The 16228-nt window shown below is 63.0% G+C and carries 13 protein-coding genes; 3 read left to right on the forward strand and 10 right to left on the reverse strand.

Annotation, left to right across the window (positions count from 1 at the left end; translation table 11 throughout):
* Nucleotides 1–14: 14 nt before the first annotated feature.
* Nucleotides 15–1271 carry a transcription termination factor Rho gene (gene rho, locus EP837_RS07170; RefSeq protein WP_066525858.1) on the reverse strand — a complete coding sequence of 419 codons (1257 nt, stop codon included), beginning with the start codon at nucleotides 1269–1271 and terminating at the stop codon, nucleotides 15–17.
* 280 nt (nucleotides 1272–1551) lie between these two features.
* On the opposite strand from rho, the gene EP837_RS07175 reads away from it, so the two are divergent.
* On the forward strand, nucleotides 1552–2499 hold the full coding sequence (locus tag EP837_RS07175; RefSeq protein WP_066525860.1) for a retroviral-like aspartic protease family protein: 948 nt from the start codon (nucleotides 1552–1554) through the stop codon (nucleotides 2497–2499).
* A gap of 4 nt (nucleotides 2500–2503) precedes the next feature.
* On the opposite strand, the gene EP837_RS07180 is transcribed toward EP837_RS07175, so the two are convergent.
* The 6 genes from EP837_RS07180 to EP837_RS07205 all read right to left on the reverse strand — a co-directional run bounded on the left by EP837_RS07180 (nucleotide 2504) and on the right by EP837_RS07205 (nucleotide 9880).
* Nucleotides 2504–4576: a transglycosylase domain-containing protein gene (locus EP837_RS07180; RefSeq protein ID WP_066525864.1), complete on the reverse strand. Its 2073-nt coding sequence runs from the start codon at nucleotides 4574–4576 to the stop codon at nucleotides 2504–2506.
* 111 nt (nucleotides 4577–4687) lie between these two features.
* On the reverse strand, nucleotides 4688–5092 hold the full coding sequence (gene msrB / locus EP837_RS07185; protein WP_066525868.1) for a peptide-methionine (R)-S-oxide reductase MsrB: 405 nt from the start codon (nucleotides 5090–5092) through the stop codon (nucleotides 4688–4690).
* A gap of 144 nt (nucleotides 5093–5236) precedes the next feature.
* Entirely contained in the window at nucleotides 5237–6262 is a 1026-nt protein-coding gene (holA, locus tag EP837_RS07190) for a DNA polymerase III subunit delta (RefSeq protein WP_066525873.1), read from the reverse strand.
* Nucleotides 6259–6753, reverse strand: a complete 495-nt coding sequence (gene lptE / locus EP837_RS07195; protein WP_066525876.1) for an LPS assembly lipoprotein LptE — start codon at nucleotides 6751–6753, stop codon at nucleotides 6259–6261. Before lptE ends, holA begins: the two co-directional genes overlap by 4 nt.
* A gap of 77 nt (nucleotides 6754–6830) precedes the next feature.
* Entirely contained in the window at nucleotides 6831–9347 is a 2517-nt protein-coding gene (leuS, locus tag EP837_RS07200) for a leucine--tRNA ligase (RefSeq protein WP_066525878.1), read from the reverse strand.
* Between the two features lie 83 nt (nucleotides 9348–9430).
* On the reverse strand, nucleotides 9431–9880 hold the full coding sequence (locus EP837_RS07205; protein WP_066525880.1) for a DUF3576 domain-containing protein: 450 nt from the start codon (nucleotides 9878–9880) through the stop codon (nucleotides 9431–9433).
* Nucleotides 9881–10104: 224 nt separating this feature from the next.
* Here EP837_RS07205 and EP837_RS07210 point away from each other — a divergent pair, with 224 nt between their 5' ends.
* A complete protein-coding gene (locus EP837_RS07210) occupies nucleotides 10105–10836 on the forward strand; it encodes a hypothetical protein (RefSeq protein ID WP_066525882.1) in 732 nt (243 codons plus the stop codon).
* 186 nt (nucleotides 10837–11022) lie between these two features.
* Here the strand turns inward: EP837_RS07210 and EP837_RS07215 are convergent, their stop codons facing one another.
* Nucleotides 11023–11835, reverse strand: coding sequence for an SDR family oxidoreductase (locus EP837_RS07215; RefSeq protein WP_066525883.1), 813 nt, complete (start codon nucleotides 11833–11835; stop codon nucleotides 11023–11025).
* 179 nt (nucleotides 11836–12014) lie between these two features.
* Nucleotides 12015–12569, reverse strand: a complete 555-nt coding sequence (locus tag EP837_RS07220) for a thiamine phosphate synthase (RefSeq protein ID WP_066525885.1) — start codon at nucleotides 12567–12569, stop codon at nucleotides 12015–12017.
* A gap of 23 nt (nucleotides 12570–12592) precedes the next feature.
* On the opposite strand from EP837_RS07220, the gene EP837_RS07225 reads away from it, so the two are divergent.
* Nucleotides 12593–13327 carry a YggS family pyridoxal phosphate-dependent enzyme gene (locus tag EP837_RS07225; protein WP_066525886.1) on the forward strand — a complete coding sequence of 245 codons (735 nt, stop codon included), beginning with the start codon at nucleotides 12593–12595 and terminating at the stop codon, nucleotides 13325–13327.
* Here EP837_RS07225 and EP837_RS07230 read toward each other — a convergent pair.
* Nucleotides 13305–16094: a TonB-dependent receptor gene (locus EP837_RS07230; protein WP_066528919.1), complete on the reverse strand. Its 2790-nt coding sequence runs from the start codon at nucleotides 16092–16094 to the stop codon at nucleotides 13305–13307. The genes EP837_RS07225 and EP837_RS07230 overlap by 23 nt on opposite strands.
* Nucleotides 16095–16228: the final 134 nt, after the last annotated feature.

Genomic DNA, 16228 nt, shown 5'->3' on the forward strand with positions numbered 1-16228 from the left:
AACGAAGCTCCCGCTTACTGGTTCATCGAATCGAAGAAGTCTTCGTTGGTCTTGGAATCCTTCATCTTGTCGAGGAGGAATTCCATCGCATCGATCGTGCCCATCTGCATCAGGATACGGCGCAGCACCCACATTTTGGACAGCTTGGCCTTGTCGACCAGCAGCTCTTCCTTGCGGGTGCCCGACTTGCCGACGTCCAGCGCCGGGAAAATGCGCTTGTCGGCGACCTTGCGGTCCAGCACGATTTCCGAGTTGCCGGTGCCCTTGAACTCTTCGAAGATGACTTCGTCCATGCGGCTGCCGGTGTCGATCAACGCCGTCGCGATGATGGAGAGCGAGCCCCCCTCCTCGATGTTGCGCGCAGCGCCGAAAAAGCGCTTGGGCCGCTGCAGCGCGTTGGCGTCCACACCGCCGGTCAGCACCTTGCCCGACGACGGCACCACCGTGTTGTAGGCGCGGCCAAGGCGCGTGATCGAGTCGAGCAGGATCACCACATCCTTCTTATGTTCCACGAGGCGCTTGGCCTTCTCGATCACCATTTCGGCGACCTGGACGTGGCGCGACGCGGGCTCGTCGAAGGTCGAGGAGACGACCTCGCCCTTCACGCTGCGCTGCATGTCGGTGACTTCTTCCGGACGCTCGTCGATCAGCAGGACGATCAGGAAAACTTCAGGGTGATTGTCGGTGATCGCCTTGGCGATGTTCTGGAGCAGGACCGTCTTACCCGTGCGCGGCGGCGCGACGATCAATGCGCGCTGCCCCTTGCCCTGCGGCGAGACGATATCGATGACGCGCGCCGACTTGTCCTTGACCGTCGGGTCCAGCGTATCGAGCACCAGCTTCTGGGTCGGATAAAGCGGCGTCAGATTGTCGAAATTGACGCGATGGCGGACGACTTCAGGATCGTCGAAATTGACCGACATCAGCTTGGTCAGCGCGAAATAGCGCTCGCCATCCTTGGGCGCGCGAATTTCGCCTTCCACCGTATCGCCGGTTCGCAGGCCGAATTTGCGGACCTGATTAGGCGAAACATAAATATCGTCAGGACCGGCCAGGAAATTCGCTTCCGGGCTGCGCAGGAAGCCGAAGCCGTCGGGCAACACCTCGATCGTGCCCTCGCCCATGATCTGCTCGCCATTTTCCGCTTCGGCCTTGAGGATCGCGAACAGCAGGTCCTGCTTACGCAAGGTCGATGCGCCTTCGACGCCCAACTCCTCCGCCATGGTGACAAGGTCGGCGGGTGATTTCTTCTTGAGGTCCTTAAGGTGCATTCGACTAAAGTCCGATGGAGAGAGATGAGGAAGGAAATTCGAAAATCGGGGAGAGCTGCCCGGTATGAAGAACACGGGAGACTCCGGCGCTGGACGGCCGGAAGAGATTGTTCGCGTTTAGCGACCAGCCTGCCCCCAAGTCAAGGCGCAGCAACGCCCCGCACGCAGGGAAAATGCGTGGTTGATGACCTTCGTCGGCAGAAGGTGCAGCAGTTGCGGCGATAGACCATGGCGACGCCTTCATGCTATGAAGGGCCATAACAGCCGGAGAGGTGAGGGCATGAGACATTTTCCTCTCGTCCCCGCAATTGCTGTCCTCATATTCAGCCTCCCTGCGGCGGCGCAGATGCCCCCTGCAACCGATCCCCCTGCGGTCGTGCGGACGCTGTCCACCGACGACGATCGTGTCTCCATCCCGATCCATATCAGCGGCAAGGGACCGTGGAACTTCATCGTGGATACCGGGTCGCAGCGCACCGTCATCTCCCGCGACCTTGCCGAACGGCTCGCCCTTCCCACGCGCCGCTCGGTGACGATCGTCAGCATGGCGGGTCGCAGCGAAACGCGCACCGTTGCTGTCCCGCAACTTGGCTATGGGGATGCGACGATCAACGACATCGAGGCCCCAGTGCTGGAAGCGAACCATCTGGGCGCAGCGGGGCTGCTTGGCCTCGACAGCCTGCATGCCAAGCGCCTGTTGCTGAATTTCCGCACCGGGCGCATGGAGATCGGCTCGAGCCGCCCGAAGTGGCGCGATCCCAACGCAATCATCGTCGAGGCGCGCCGCCGCAAAGGACAGTTGATCCTGCTCCATTCCGACGCGAACGGGCTTAAGGTCAACATCATCCTCGACACCGGCACGCATCTCAGCGTCGGCAATCTGGCGCTGCGAGACAAGCTCATCCGGAAAAAGCGCGCACCGCTGATGAGCACCGTCAGCCTGCTCAGCGTCACCGGCGAGACGTTGACCGGGCAACTGGGTCGCATCGGCCGCATCCGCATGGGTCCCATCGCCTTGACCGATCTGCCGGTCATGTTCGCCGATGCCCAGCCTTTCCGAGAACTCGGCCTGCAAGACAAGCCGACCCTGCTGCTCGGCATCCAGGCGCTCAAGATGTTCGACCGCGTCGCCATCGATTTCGGCCGCGGAAAGGTCGATTTCCTGATGCCCGACGCTGGTTCGCTCGATCGGCAGCGCTTCGCCGCAACCCCGCGCAAAGCCGGTTAGGGGATTAGTGGGGCGCGGACCGCTGCCGGTCGCGGCCCAGCACCTGGTCGATCCATTGCTGGTCCAGACGCGGCGGCATCGTGCGCGCTGCCGGAGCCTGCTCGATCGGTTGCTCATCCTGCTCCGGATCTTCCTGATCCTGCTGCTGGTCTTGGCTGATTGGCAGGCCGTTCTCATCGACCATCATGCCGCCACCGGTCCTATTGTCGGGCTGGCCATAATACGCTTCCTCGTCCGGCTCCAACTGCCATTCGGGCAGCGTCACCTGGGTCTCGAACTGCTCGACCGGGCGGCGAGACACCGCGACTTTCATATAGTCGGCAAAGGCATGAGCCGGAGCGCGTCCACCCTGCAGCACGCCGACAGCGCGCGCGTCATCGCGGCCCATCCACACGCCGGTGGTGATGCCGCTGGAAAAGCCCAGAAACCAGCCATCCTTGTTGCTGCTGGTGGTGCCGGTCTTGCCCGCAACCGGCCGCCCGATCTGCGCCGCCTTGCCGGTGCCGGTACTGACCGCCGTCTGCATGAGGTCGGTCATCCCGGCCGCAACCCAAGGCGCGACTAGCACGCGGCTGGTATCGTCCTGATGCTGATAGAGCAGCCGGCCGTCAGCGGTCGTCACCTTGGTGATGCCATAGGGCGTAACCGCCACTCCCTTGCGCGCGATCGAGGCGAAGGCCCGGGTCATGTCGATCAGCCGTACGTCCGACGTCCCCAAAACCATCGAAGGATGCGTGTTGATCGGCGTCGTGATGCCGAAGCGGCGCGCCATATCTGCAACGGTCGGGAAGCCCACTTCAACACCCAGCTGCGCCGCGACGGTGTTGATCGAATAGGCAAAGGCGGTGCGGATATCGATGTCGCCTGAATAGCGCCCGGAACTATTGCGCGGGCTCCAGCCGTTGATCGTCACCGGCTTGTCCGTGACGCGCGTATCGGGCGTATATCCCGCCTCCAGCGCCGCCATATAGACGAAGATCTTCCACGCCGAACCCGGCTGGCGGGTGGCGGTGGTCGCGCGATTATAGTTGGACGTCACATAGTCCAACCCACCCACCATGGCGCGCACAGCCCCGTCCCGATCCACGGACACGAGCGCTCCCTGCGCGCCCGCAGGCACATTGGCCTGGATCGCCGCCGTCGCCGCCTTCTGCATCCCGAGGTCAATGGTCGTATAGACCTCCAGCGGCTCGTTAGGCTCATCGACCAGCACGTCCAGTTGCGGCAGCGCCCAGTCGGTGAAGTAACGCACGCTGTTCTGCGGCGGCTCCGGAGCCATCTTCACATCATTGAGATCGATGCTGGCCCGCTCCGCCGCGCTGATCGCGCCATTTTCCTGCATCAGCTGCAGCACCACGCCCGCGCGGCCAATGGCGGCCTCGGCGTCGGCAGTGGGCGAATAGCTGGACGGGGCCTTGACCAGACCCGCGATGATCGCTGCTTCAGGCAGGCGGAGCGTGGTTGCCGAATGACCGAAAAACTTCCGGCTTGCGGCGTCGATGCCATAGGCCCCCCCGCCGAAATAAACCTTGTTGAGATACAGCTCCAGAATCTGCCGCTTGGAGAATTTCCGCTCCAGCGCCAACGCCAGGATCATCTCCCGCACCTTGCGGCCCCAACTATAGCTGTTGTTGAGGAAGATGTTCCGCGTCACCTGCTGCGTGATGGTCGATGCGCCCTGCCAGCGGCGGCCCTTGCCCCGGTTCTCCAGCGCCACCCACGTGGCCCGCGCCATGCCGATCGGATCGACGCCAGGATGCAGGTAGAAACGCTTGTCCTCGGTCGAGATCATGGCATCCACCATGACGTTCGGGATCTGATCATAGGCAAGCCAGCGGCCAAAACTCGGCCCCAACGAAACGATCACGCTCCCATCGGCGGCATGCACGCGGATCATCTGGCCGTTGGGCGAGGATTTCAGCGATTCATAACTGGGCAGCGACTGGTAGGCGATGACCACCGCGACCACTATGGCGAACAGTCCACCCAGCGTGGCGACCAGTCCGAACTTCACGGCGCGCACCAGCCACAGCCTCGCCCTGCCCGGCGTCCCCTTGCTCTTGCCTGATCGTGCCATCTATGCCGCTCGCATACGCGCTAAGTGAACGGGCGGCCAGCGGAAATCAGGCGCAAGCAACCCTTGAAACTCGGTTCTCAAGAGAAGCGAGGCTTTACCGGCGATGAATAATTATTCAACCTCGTCCCGCGCTTTGAAATCCAGCGACGCGCTGTTCATGCAATAGCGCAGACCGTTGACGCCAGGACCGTCAGGGAAGACATGCCCGAGATGGCCCTCGCACTTCGCGCAGCGTACTTCAGTGCGGATCATGCCATGGCTGCTGTCGCGAATTTCTTCGACCGCATCGATATCGACGGGCGCCGTGAAGCTCGGCCAGCCCGATCCGCTGTCATATTTCTCTTCCGCGTCGAACAGCTCCGCGCCACATCCGGCGCAATAATATACGCCGTCGGCCTTGTTACTGTTATATCGGCCGGTGAAAGCCCGCTCGGTCCCCGCTTCGCGCAGGACATGATATTGTTCGGGGGAAAGGCGCTCACGCCATTCAACGTCGGTCAGGTTGAGCTTGTCCATGGGCGCAATATGGCGAGCCCGTCCCCAGCGATCAAGCGCTTAGCAGGCCACCCATATGCCTACCTCCCATCCGTTCGCTGGGGCGAAGTCGAGACGTCGCGCGCAATCTCTCCCTATTCCCGCGAAAGGAGATGCACATTTTCTCTACCGCTCGCGCGCCGCCTGCCGCGCGATCGCCAGCAATTCGTGCCGCACCATCAGGTCGCCCAGTCCCCTGCCCGACCGGCTCGCCCGCTCGGCTTGCGCCAGCCGCTGGATGACGCGCGCAATTCCATGCGCATCCCACAGCCGCACCTGCCGCGTCACCACACCCTTTTCCTTCCAGAACACCTGCTTGCCTGCCGCCTCGACCGCCGCATCCAGACGCCCGCTATCGTCAAAGGACGTCCGGATATTCGCCAGCAGCATCGCGCGGGTTAGCAGCGGCCGCAACACCGCGGCCATTGCCGTTCCAGCCTCCGCCAGCCGCCCCAGCTCTCGGTGCATCGCGCGAAGATCACCGCCAAGCACCGCGTTGACCAGCGGCGCGGAGTCGGCGTCGGGGTTGTCCGCCGACAGGGCGTCCAGCGCCTCGCTTGTCGCATCGCCCGGCCGGTCCGGCGCCGCGTCAAGATAGAGCGTCAGCTTCTCGATTTCGCCCGCCATCAACGCACGGTCGCCATTGGCCAGATCGACGATGCGCTTGGCCAGCTCCGGCGCAAGGCGCAGCCCCCCTTCCCGCGCGATGGCTACGGCGATCTGCTCCGCCTCCCGCGCGTCGGGCTGGTAGGACGCAAAGGCCATCGCCGCCGGGCTGTCGAGGACGAGCTTGAGCAGCTTGGACGTACCCTTCAGCGCGCCCGCGGTAGCGATGACCGGGTTACCCGCCGCCTCCGCTTCCAGCAGCGCAGACAGCGCAGGCAGCGATTCTTCTCCCATGCCGTTGATGCGCACCCACCGCTTGTCACCGAACATGGAGAAGGACGCCGCCTCGTCCGCGAGCCGCGCCGGGTCGTCGCGCAATGTCCGCGGGTCCAAATCCACGCGCTCCGCCTCCGGGCCCATGGCGCGCTCCAGCCGCTTGGCCAGCGCCGCGCTCCCGGCTTCATCCGGTCCGTACAGCAGGAAAAAACGTATGTCGGCCGACGGTGCGTCGAGCGCCTTTTCTATCTGGCCCCGATTGGCCTTCAACGCTGCTGTTCCCGCGCGGCGTACAGCGCGAGCCGGGTCACGATCTGGTCGGCGATGGTTTGCGACAGTCGCTCCAGCGCCGTATCTTCCGCCGCGATGGTTGCATATTCGCTCGACGTGACATCGATGCCCGCATCCGAACCGGCGGTGTCATCGATGACCTGGGTTCCCGTCGCCGTATCGATCAGTTGATAACGGGCCCGCAGCGTCCGCCGCTCGCGCGTGACCGCGGCGTCCGCCCGAAGACCAAAGCCGCTGATCTGGTCGTCCAGCTTCACCACCAGCTTGTAGGTGGGGCCATTGCCGCTCATCGCCGCCAGCCGGTCATTAAGCGCATTGCGCACCAGCCAGCCGCCCTTGCCCTCGATCGCCGCGACCTCGACATTACCCAGCCGCTGCGCCACTGCCCCATGGCTGCCCCCGCTATAGACGGGATGCAGCCCGCAGGCAGAGAGCGAAGCGAGCAGGAGAAGGGGGACGGTGCGTTTCATAGACCAATCTCTATCCGTTCGGGCTGAGTCTGTCGAACGAGACGGGTGGCTCGTTCGAACAGGGCGGTCGGAGCTTGCTAGATAACCAGGTTCACCAGACGATCAGGCACCACGATCACCTTCTTGGGGCTCGCCCCATCCAGCGTCCGCACCACATTGGGCGCCGCCAGAGCCAGCTTTTCCAATTCCTCCTTGGGCGTACCCTTGGGCACGGTGATCGTGTCGCGCAGCTTGCCCATCACCTGGCAAGCGATGGTGACTTCATCCTCGACCAGCAGCGCCGGATCGACGTCAGGCCACGCCGCCTCGGCGATCAGACCTTCCTCGCCGATGTCCGCCCACGCTTCTTCGGCCAGATGCGGGGTCATCGGCGCGACCAGCAGCGCCAGCGCCCGGATCGCCGCGCTGCGGCTGGCCGAGGGCTTGGCCTTTTCGACCGCGTTGGTGAGTTCGTAGATCTTCGCCACAGCCTTGTTGAAGGACAGCGCCTCGATATCCTTGGCAACGCCGTCGATGGTCTGGTGCAGCTTGCGGTCGAGCGCCTTGTCCTGCCCTTCCGCCCCCTTATCAGCCTCGCCAAACAGCCTCCAAAGACGGTTTACGAAGCGCCAGGACCCTTCGATGCCGGCCTCGGTCCAGGGCAGGTCGCGCTCCGGCGGGCTGTCGGACAGCATGAACCAGCGCACCGCGTCCGCGCCATATTGGGCGATGATGTCATCGGGATCGACGACATTCTTCTTGGACTTGGACATTTTCTCGACACGACCGACCGTAACCAGCGCGCCACTGTCCAGCATCACGACCTTGTCGCCCTGCCGCTCCACATCCTGCGGGGCCAGCCAGGTGCCTTCGGGCGACTTGTAGGTCTCGTGCGTCACCATCCCCTGGGTGAAAAGCCCGGTGAACGGCTCCGCAAAGCCGATTTGCCCCATATGCTGCAGCGCGCGGGTCCAGAAACGGGCGTAGAGCAGATGCAGGATCGCATGTTCCACGCCACCGATATACTGACCGACCGGCAGCCATTTTTCGACCGTCTCGCGGTCGAACGGCTTGTCCTTGGGCTGGCTGGCAAAACGGATGAAATACCAGCTGGAGTCGGCGAAAGTGTCCAGCGTGTCGGTCTCCCGCCGCGCCGCCTTGCCGCATTTCGGGCAATCGACATGCTTCCAGGTCGGGTGGCGATCCAGCGGATTACCGGGAATGTCGAAGCTGACATCCTCGGGCAACACTACGGGCAGCTGATCCTTGGGCACGCCCACGGCCCCGCAATCCTCGCAATGGATCACCGGGATCGGCGTGCCCCAATAGCGCTGGCGCGACACGCCCCAGTCGCGCAGGCGGAATACGGTGGTGCCAGTGCCCCAGCCCTCGCTTTCGGCGCGGCGGATAACCTCGGCCTTCGCATCCTCGACGCTCATACCGTTGAGGAAATCGGAGTTCACAAGGCGGCCCGGCCCGGCATAGGCTTCGTCGCCAATGCCCTTGTCCTCATCGCCCTCCGCAGCGACCACGCGCTCGACCGGCAGCATATATTTGCGCGCAAAGTCGAGGTCGCGCTGGTCATGCCCCGGCACCGCCATGACCGCGCCCGTGCCATAATCCATCAACACGAAATTCGCGACGAACAGCGGCAACTTGCGCCCGGTAAAGGGATGGATCACCGACAGGCCGGTGTCATAGCCCTTCTTCTCCTGCGTCTCGACCTCGGCAGCGGCGGTGCCCGTATGACGGCATTCCTCGGCAAAGGCGGCGAGCGCCGAGTCCTTGGCTTCCAGTGCCAGCGCCAGCGGATGATCCGCCGCAATCGCCGCGAAGCTCGCCCCGAAGATCGTGTCGGGACGGGTGGAGAAAACCTCCAGTTCGCTAATGCCGTCAACGACCTCATCCAGCTTGAAGCGGAATTGCAGACCGACCGACTTGCCGATCCAATTTTCCTGCATCAACCGCACCTTTTCGGGCCACTGGTCGAGCGTCTTCAAACCCGCCAACAGGTCATCGGCAAATTGAGTGATCTTGAGGAACCATTGGCTAAGCTTGCGCTTCTCGACCGGCGCGCCGGAGCGCCAGCCCTTGCCATCGATCACCTGCTCGTTCGCTAGCACGGTCATATCGACCGGGTCCCAATTGACCGCTGATTCCTTGCGATAGACGAGGCCCGCTTCCATCATGTCGAGGAACAGCGCCTGTTCCTGCCCATAATAATCCGGCTCGCAGGTCGCCAGCTCCCGGCTCCAATCGAGCGCAAAGCCCAGCTTCTTGAGCTGTGTCCGCATCGTCGCGATATTCTCGCGCGTCCAGCTGCCCGGATGCACCTTCTTTTCCATCGCGGCATTTTCGGCCGGCATGCCAAAGGCGTCCCAGCCCATCGGATGCAGTACCTCATGTCCCGTCATCCGGCGGAAGCGCGCCAGCACGTCACCCATCGAATAGTTGCGCACATGGCCGATATGGATCCGCCCGGAGGGATAGGGGAACATCTCCAGCACATAGGAACGCGGCTTGTCGCTGCTGTCGGACGCCTTGAACGTCTGCTTCTCGTCCCAGACGGCCTGCCATCGGGCGTCGGCCTCCAGCGGGTTGAAGCGCCTTTGCATCTATTCCAGTCCTCAAAATGCAGGCGGGCTGAGCTTTTCCAAGCCCAGCCCCAGTTATTCAGGAAAATCCGTTAAACGAAATCTTATCCGGCAATCGCCATCCGGCGCAGGTCGCGCGCCTTGGTCAGGATGATCTCTTCCAGCTTCTGCACGGTCGCGGCCTGGACCGGCGCATCGATCCACTGACCGCCCTGGTTGACCTGTCGGCTGGCAGCCACGCGCAGCGCATCAGCGCGCAGATCCTGGTCCAGGATCGACACGGTCAGCTTCATCCGCTCGTTTGGGCTGTTGGGATTGGCGTACCAGTCCGTGACGATCACGCCGCCGTTCGAATCCGTCTGCACCATCGGCATGAAGGACAGCGTGTCCAGCGTCGCGCGCCACAAATAGCTGTTGACGCCGATGGTCGTCACTTTGGACGCGGCCAGATCGGCCTTCGGACGCTCCTTGGACCCGCCGCCACAAGCAGCGAGCGGCAGAAGCGCGGCCAGCAGCAGACCGGCGGAAACAGAAGCGCGTAGGCGGCGGACCATCAGGCATGTCCCATATTGAGGAAAAACGCCCCGCTTCTATAGAGAAGCCGTGGCAATGGGCAAGGGGGACCGCGGACGCGTAAGAAACGCTTCGCCGACCCGTGCGTTTGGACTCTGTGTGTTCCGTGCAACAGCGCGGACAAAAAGGTCATGACGTACTACCCATTGCAGGCTCTCAGGTGTACAGGTTTAGAAAATTAGTCGGTGGGGAAGAGATTCGCGTCATGCGTATGAAGAGGGGACAGTTAGCATTGGCAGGCTCGGCTATCGCCGTGGCCGGCTTCATGCTGTCTCCCGCTCTTGGCGCCGCAACCGATCTTGTCCGCATGCGGGCTGACGTGCCCGTTTCGCTCGGCGCGCTCGGCAGCATTTCTTCCTTCACCCCAACGACCAAAGACCCGCGCCTTGCCGCCGCTTACGCGCGCATCGCCGCCTCGGCCGGTCGTCAGAATTTCCGCTTCACGCCAACCAGCGGCTCGCTCAGCGGGCAGCGTTCGGTCACCGTGATGGTGCGCGCGGCCGATCTCAATGATCGCATGACCGTCAGCCGTACGCTCGATCCCGTCAGCATCGCTCCCGTCGCCTTCAGCCTGAACAATGCGCATAACTGGCGCAAGTTCGCCCTGCCTGAAGCGGTCGGCCGCAAGGAACTCGACCCGGTTTCGATCGATCAGATCGCGGGCGCAAAGAATTTCTCGCTGGATCAGGGCACCAAGAATCGGTTCAGCACCAAGGTGATGATCGAAAGCCGCCGCGATCCTGGCGCTGCCGTTCGCGCGCCCAATGCGGACAAGGATTATTCGCTGGATCTGGCCAGCTCCTACTCGCTAACGCGCAATCTCAACGTCACGGCCGGGCTGCGCTACAACAACAGCGTCATCGGCCGCCTGACCCCGATGACCGACGAGCGGCAGGATAATCAGGCCGTCTATTTGGGCACGGTATTCAAATTCTGATCGGACGGAGGGTCTTGAACCCTCCTTCGGTCGTACCAGCCAATGCTATCGCATAGCCCCAGCTTCACCTGATCATTCCCTAGCGTTCCTCTGCGAACCCAAGTTGGACGAGGACTCTCGACAAGCCCCATGCGGACGGCGGGTGAGTCTGCTCACGACCATTACCGAACATTTGCTATCAAGGTGTCAGCCGAACCAGTAAGTTGCGGTAACGCCGCCATCCATCAACAAATCGCTGCCGGTAATAAACGCCCCGTCCTGTCCCATGAGCAGTGCAGCGGCGGTTTCTATCTCGTCCGGCGTCCCGGCGCGCTTCGCCACAGAGCTTTCGATCATCTTGCGATAACCTTCGCCGCGCGGCCCCGTGAGTTCGTCATTCGCAAGGGGCGTGATGATGATGCCTGGACTTATGCTGTTGATCCGCGCTCCGCGCCGACCCCAGCGCACCGCCTCGGCCATGACCCGCAGCACATTGCCGCGCTTCGAAAGTTGGTAGGCGTGCAATGTGTCCTTCACCTCGCCAGTTTGCAGAAACGGCAAATTGAGGAGGTCTTCGACAGGGGTCATCGCCAACGCCTTGCTCTGCTCCACCGGAAGCGGGCCAAGCCTGTGCCCCGATTGAGAAGAAATAACGACGCCCGAGCCGCTGGGCGCCATGACATTGCCAAATAGCTCAAGCAAAAGCGCAGTGCCGTAAAGATCGACCTTCAATATGGTCTCGACCGGTGCTTGCGACGGCGACACGCCAGCCGCCTGTATGAGGCCAGTTATATCGCCCATGCCCGTCGCCTGCCGCACCAGCGCCTCAACGGATTGGCGCGACGATACATCGACCGTGGCGGTGGTGACTTCGAAACCCGCATCGCTCAGCGTCTTGGCCGCGGCGTCGGCATTGTCCTGTCGGAGGTCGGCAAGCAAGAGCGCCCTGCCGGAGCTAACCCGACGCGCGATTGCTTGACCAATCGACCCTGCTCCAACGAGAACGACGACGTCCGTCACGAAAGCTCCTTTCGTTTGCGGACAGAAGTCTGCCGGTGCTGCCGAGTTCCAGTGGCTCTCCCCTATATCGGCTTTCCACTCTTCCGACCAACCTTCCGGACAACATCGCCTCCAGACAAGCAAACTTCAGTGAAAATCACGGCTCCCCCTCAATGCTGCCCGCATTTTCCTCCCTCATCCTATTCCGTCAGCCCATCGATCGCCGCCCAGCCTGCCGCGCCAATCCCGCGCAGCAAACCCCGATGCTTTGCACTCACGCCCCCCAGCGCCATCACCGGCATGCTTGCCCGGTGCGCCAGGGCGGCAAAGCGCCTCCGGCCGAGTGCCCTACCCCCTGGATGCGACCGTGTCGGGAACAAAGGCGACAGAAAGATGAGATCAGCCCCCGCACGCTCGGCCGCCTGCAATTCGCGCGCATTATGCGCCGCCATGCTGTGCCACAAAGGCCGCACCGTGCCGCTGACGCTGCGCCCGTGCCATCCGTCCGCGCCCCAGGCCGCCGCCTGCCGCGCGGATCCCGCAAGCAGCAGCACCAGTCGCCTGCGGCGCGCGATCGTCGCCAATTGGTCAAACAGCCGCCGCCGCTCCCGACCGCCGCTCGCATGATGGCGAAAGAGGATGCCACCCCTCCCCTGCGGCAAGCGCGCCGCGCCCTTCAGCAGTGCCGCCGTCGAAACCCGTTCGTCGGTCACCAGCCAGGTCGAAGGCACATTTTTTGCGTAGCGGGCTCTCATTGCCCTCGCCTATAGCAGCCACCATGACGACCGACAGCATCGAAGCCACAGAACGGTTGAACGCCGTGCGCGAAACCATGGGCCGCGCCGCGCGCCTCACCGGCCGCACCGCCGCAGACATCACCCTGATCGCCGTCTCGAAAACGCAGGAGGCTGCCGCCATTCGTCCCCTGATCGCCGCAGGCCAGCGAAGCTTCGGCGAAAACCGCGTTCAGGAAGCGCAGGGCAAATGGCCAGAACTGCGCGCCGAAACCCCGGACATCGCACTGCATCTCGTCGGCCAGCTTCAATCCAACAAAGCCGCAGACGCCGTCGCGCTGTTCGACGTCATCCATTCGCTCGACCGCCCTTCGCTGCTTACAGCCCTCGCCAAGGCAATGGATGCGGCGGGCAAGCGCATTCCTTGCTTCATTCAGGTCAATATCGGTGCGGAAGAGCAAAAGGGCGGCTGCGCCATTGCCGACACCCCTGCCCTGCTGCGCGCTGCGCGCGACGCCGATATTCCCGTGGCGGGCCTCATGTGCGTGCCCCCCGCCGATGTGGAGCCCGCGCCCTATTTCGCCCTGCTGGCGAAGATGGCGCGGGAAGAAGGCGTCGATCGCCTCTCCATGGGCATGTCAGGCGATTTCGAAACGGCGATCATGCTCGGCGCGACCGATATCCGCGTCGGCACCGCCCTTTTTGGAGAACGCCCTGCGCCCGCCCGCTCCCTTCCGGGAAGCGGGCGGGGCATGATCAGAAACTCCCGCGCAACGTGATGCCGTAAGTGCGGGGTTCGGCCAGATAGGCCGAAATCAGCTGGTTCGCCATCGGCGCGCCCCGCGCGAACTGACCGGTCGTCGATGTGCTTGGGCTGCTGGACTGCAGCGGGGCGCTGAAGGCGACCTGCGTATAATCCTGGTTGAAGATATTCTGGCCCCAGAATTCCACTGCCCAGCGCTGTTCCGGTCCGCGAAGACCAACACGCGCGTTGAACACCGCATAGCCGTCCTGCCGCTTTTCGGGGAACAGATCGGACCCTGTGTTAAAGTCGCTCGTCATGCGCCCATCGACATAGAAGAGCGCTGACAGCCCGCTGGAACCCAGCTCGGGTGTCCAAGACGCGCTGACCGTGGTCACCACCTCCGGCGCCTGCGAGTTAATCGATCCGGGCAGCAGGAACAGCGCCTGGTCTAGCGGCACAGAGCCATTGCCGCTGCCGACCAGCCGGTTGGCGAACTTGGCCTGAACATAGGTCAACCCGCCAGCGAATCGCACATTACGCACGGGCGTCGCCGCCAGCTCCAGCTCCACGCCCTGACTGATCAGGCCAGGCCCGACATCATCGCTGTCACAGGTACGGCTCGCCGAAAGCGCCCCGTCACAGCCATTGATATTCTGGACGACGAAGCTGGTGCCGTTGAAGGTGTTCAACTGGAAATTCTTGAACTCCTGCCGGAATGCCGCAATGTTCGCGCTCCATTTGGGCTGGGTGTATTTCAGCCCCACTTCGAACGCATCGACCTTCTCCGCTGCAAAGCGCAGGCTGGTAACATCGGCGTTGCTCCGGGGCGAAAAAACGGCCGGAACAGGGTTTAGCCCTGTCGATCCCAGCTGGAAACGATCAAGATTAAAACCGCCCGCCTTATAGCCCTTCGAATAGCTGCCATAGACCAGCAGTTCATCCACCGGCTTCCACGACAGCACGGCCGTTCCGGAAAACTGGCCATCGCTGATCCTGTCATTAAGGTTCAGCGCGTTGAGCCCGGTCGAGCTATTGCCCAAACAGCCCAGCGTCAGGATGCCCTGCGCCAGCGCCGCCGCGCTACCGAGCGCCGGGGTGGTTGCGATCTCGAACAAGTCGTTGAGCGCTCCCGGATTGCGGGTCTGCAACGCCGCGCAGGTCGCATTATTATTGTTGAAATCTGCCGAGAAACGCTTGCTCTCATGGGTGTAGCGCAGCCCCAGCGTCAGATCGAGCTGCTTGGTGATGTGGATGATATTGTGCGTGAAGAGCGCCCAATTCTCGCTCTTCTGACGATATACGGAAGCGAGATCGCCCGTACCGCTGGGGATCGCCGCCAACGCACGCAGCCCATTGCCCAGACCCGTTGACAGCGCACCAGCCGCACCGGCTCCCAGGGCAGGAGTCAAGGCGGCGTTGAGCTGCGCCTGCGTGCCGGTGATCAGCGCTTGTGTCGCCAATCCGCTGCCGCACGCCGCCAGCTGCTGCGCCGTCAGGTTGCTGTTGACGCCCGCACCCGCCATCAAACGGCAGGCTGTAAACCGGCCATAATCCGCGCCGAAGCGGATATTGTCCTCCAGCGTCAGCTTCTCATGCGCGTAGTAGCCGCCGACCAGCCAGTCCAGCACCTCGCCAAAGGCCGAACCCTGCGCCCTCAGCTCCTGCGTGAAGGTGCGGAACTGGCGATAGGTGTTGGGGTCGCGATAGAGCAGATCCGCGCCGCTATAGTCATAATCGCCATAATCCTGGCTCTTATAATCGCGGTAGGCGGTGATGCTCGTCAGTTTCGCGTCGCCCAGGTCGTAATTGACCTCGCCCGACACGCCCCAATCCTTGACCTTGCTGCCATAATTGCGGCCCGCCGTGATGGTCAGGTCTCTGTCATAGGGATCCGTCGGGAACACGCTGCCCTGCCCGGACAGGATCGCCGCTATGCGGTTGAAGGGCGCAGTCGAATAACCCCCACCCGCGACCGGCCGCCGCTCGCGTGTTTCGATATAGGCCGCGCCGCAGCAGCTTTCGTCGCGATGGGTATAATCGCCGATCAACCGGATCGACAGCGAGTCGTTCGGTTCGAACAGCGCCTGCCCGCGCACGAAATAGCGATCGCGATCGTTGGTCTCGCCCACCTTGCTGCCGCTCGTATCGACCAGATCGAAAAAGCCGTCGCGCTTCGACCATACGCCGTCAAGGCTGAGCGCCAGCTGCTCGGAGACAGGGCCGGTGATGCGCCCGGCCAGCCGCCAATAATCATAATTGCCGTAGGTGACCTCGGCCTTGCCCGCCAGCTTGAACTCGGGTGCCTTGCTGATCACGTTGATGAGGCCCGCCGAAGCGTTGCGGCCGAACAGCGTGCCCTGCGGCCCGCGCAGCACTTCGACCCGCTCGATTTCGCCCAGTTCGTTAAGCCCCGCGCCCGTGCGCGACCGATAGACGCCATCGATGAACACGGCGACCGAGCTTTCGAGGCCCGGATTGTCGCCCACTGTGCCGATGCCGCGGACGCGGGCCGACGCATTGGCTTCCGACCCCGTCGATGACACAAGCAGCGACGGCGCAAGCTGGTTCAGCGTACGAATGTCGCTGGCGCCGCTATTCTGCATCGCCTGGGCGGTGACCGCCGACACGGCGATCGGTACGTCGGACAAGGGGCTGGCGCGGCGCGTCGCGGTGACGATGATGACGCTGCCATCCTCCTCTGCTGCCTGTTGCGGCGGCGCTTCCTGCGCCTGAACGTGGGACACGGATCCGGCCAGCGCGACCACACCGGCAGACAAAAGCCAAAGATTTTTCTTATTCATGGGACCCTTCCTCTCCTGCAGCGCCTGGTTTTCCAAGTCGGCCTTAGGAGTGCGATTATGCGGACACAGCGGATCAAAGGCAAGCTAACCAAGCCTTTACAACCCTTTGCGCCCAGTTGTTGCCGTATTCTAGC

Source organism: Sphingobium sp. EP60837, assembly GCF_001658005.1.
GTDB lineage: Bacteria > Pseudomonadota > Alphaproteobacteria > Sphingomonadales > Sphingomonadaceae > Sphingobium > Sphingobium tyrosinilyticum.

Coding starts and splice junctions, on each gene's coding strand:
- leuS (WP_066525878.1), bottom strand. CDS start 9,347: ATGCAAAGGCGCTTCAACCCGCTGGAGGCCGACGCCCGATGGCAGGCC.
- EP837_RS07205 (WP_066525880.1), bottom strand. CDS start 9,880: ATGGTCCGCCGCCTACGCGCTTCTGTTTCCGCCGGTCTGCTGCTGGCC.
- EP837_RS07230 (WP_066528919.1), bottom strand. CDS start 16,094: ATGAATAAGAAAAATCTTTGGCTTTTGTCTGCCGGTGTGGTCGCGCTG.
- EP837_RS07180 (WP_066525864.1), bottom strand. CDS start 4,576: ATGGCACGATCAGGCAAGAGCAAGGGGACGCCGGGCAGGGCGAGGCTG.
- EP837_RS07175 (WP_066525860.1), top strand. CDS start 1,552: ATGAGACATTTTCCTCTCGTCCCCGCAATTGCTGTCCTCATATTCAGC.
- msrB (WP_066525868.1), bottom strand. CDS start 5,092: ATGGACAAGCTCAACCTGACCGACGTTGAATGGCGTGAGCGCCTTTCC.
- EP837_RS07220 (WP_066525885.1), bottom strand. CDS start 12,569: ATGAGAGCCCGCTACGCAAAAAATGTGCCTTCGACCTGGCTGGTGACC.
- EP837_RS07225 (WP_066525886.1), top strand. CDS start 12,593: ATGACGACCGACAGCATCGAAGCCACAGAACGGTTGAACGCCGTGCGC.
- lptE (WP_066525876.1), bottom strand. CDS start 6,753: ATGAAACGCACCGTCCCCCTTCTCCTGCTCGCTTCGCTCTCTGCCTGC.
- rho (WP_066525858.1), bottom strand. CDS start 1,271: ATGCACCTTAAGGACCTCAAGAAGAAATCACCCGCCGACCTTGTCACC.
- EP837_RS07210 (WP_066525882.1), top strand. CDS start 10,105: ATGCGTATGAAGAGGGGACAGTTAGCATTGGCAGGCTCGGCTATCGCC.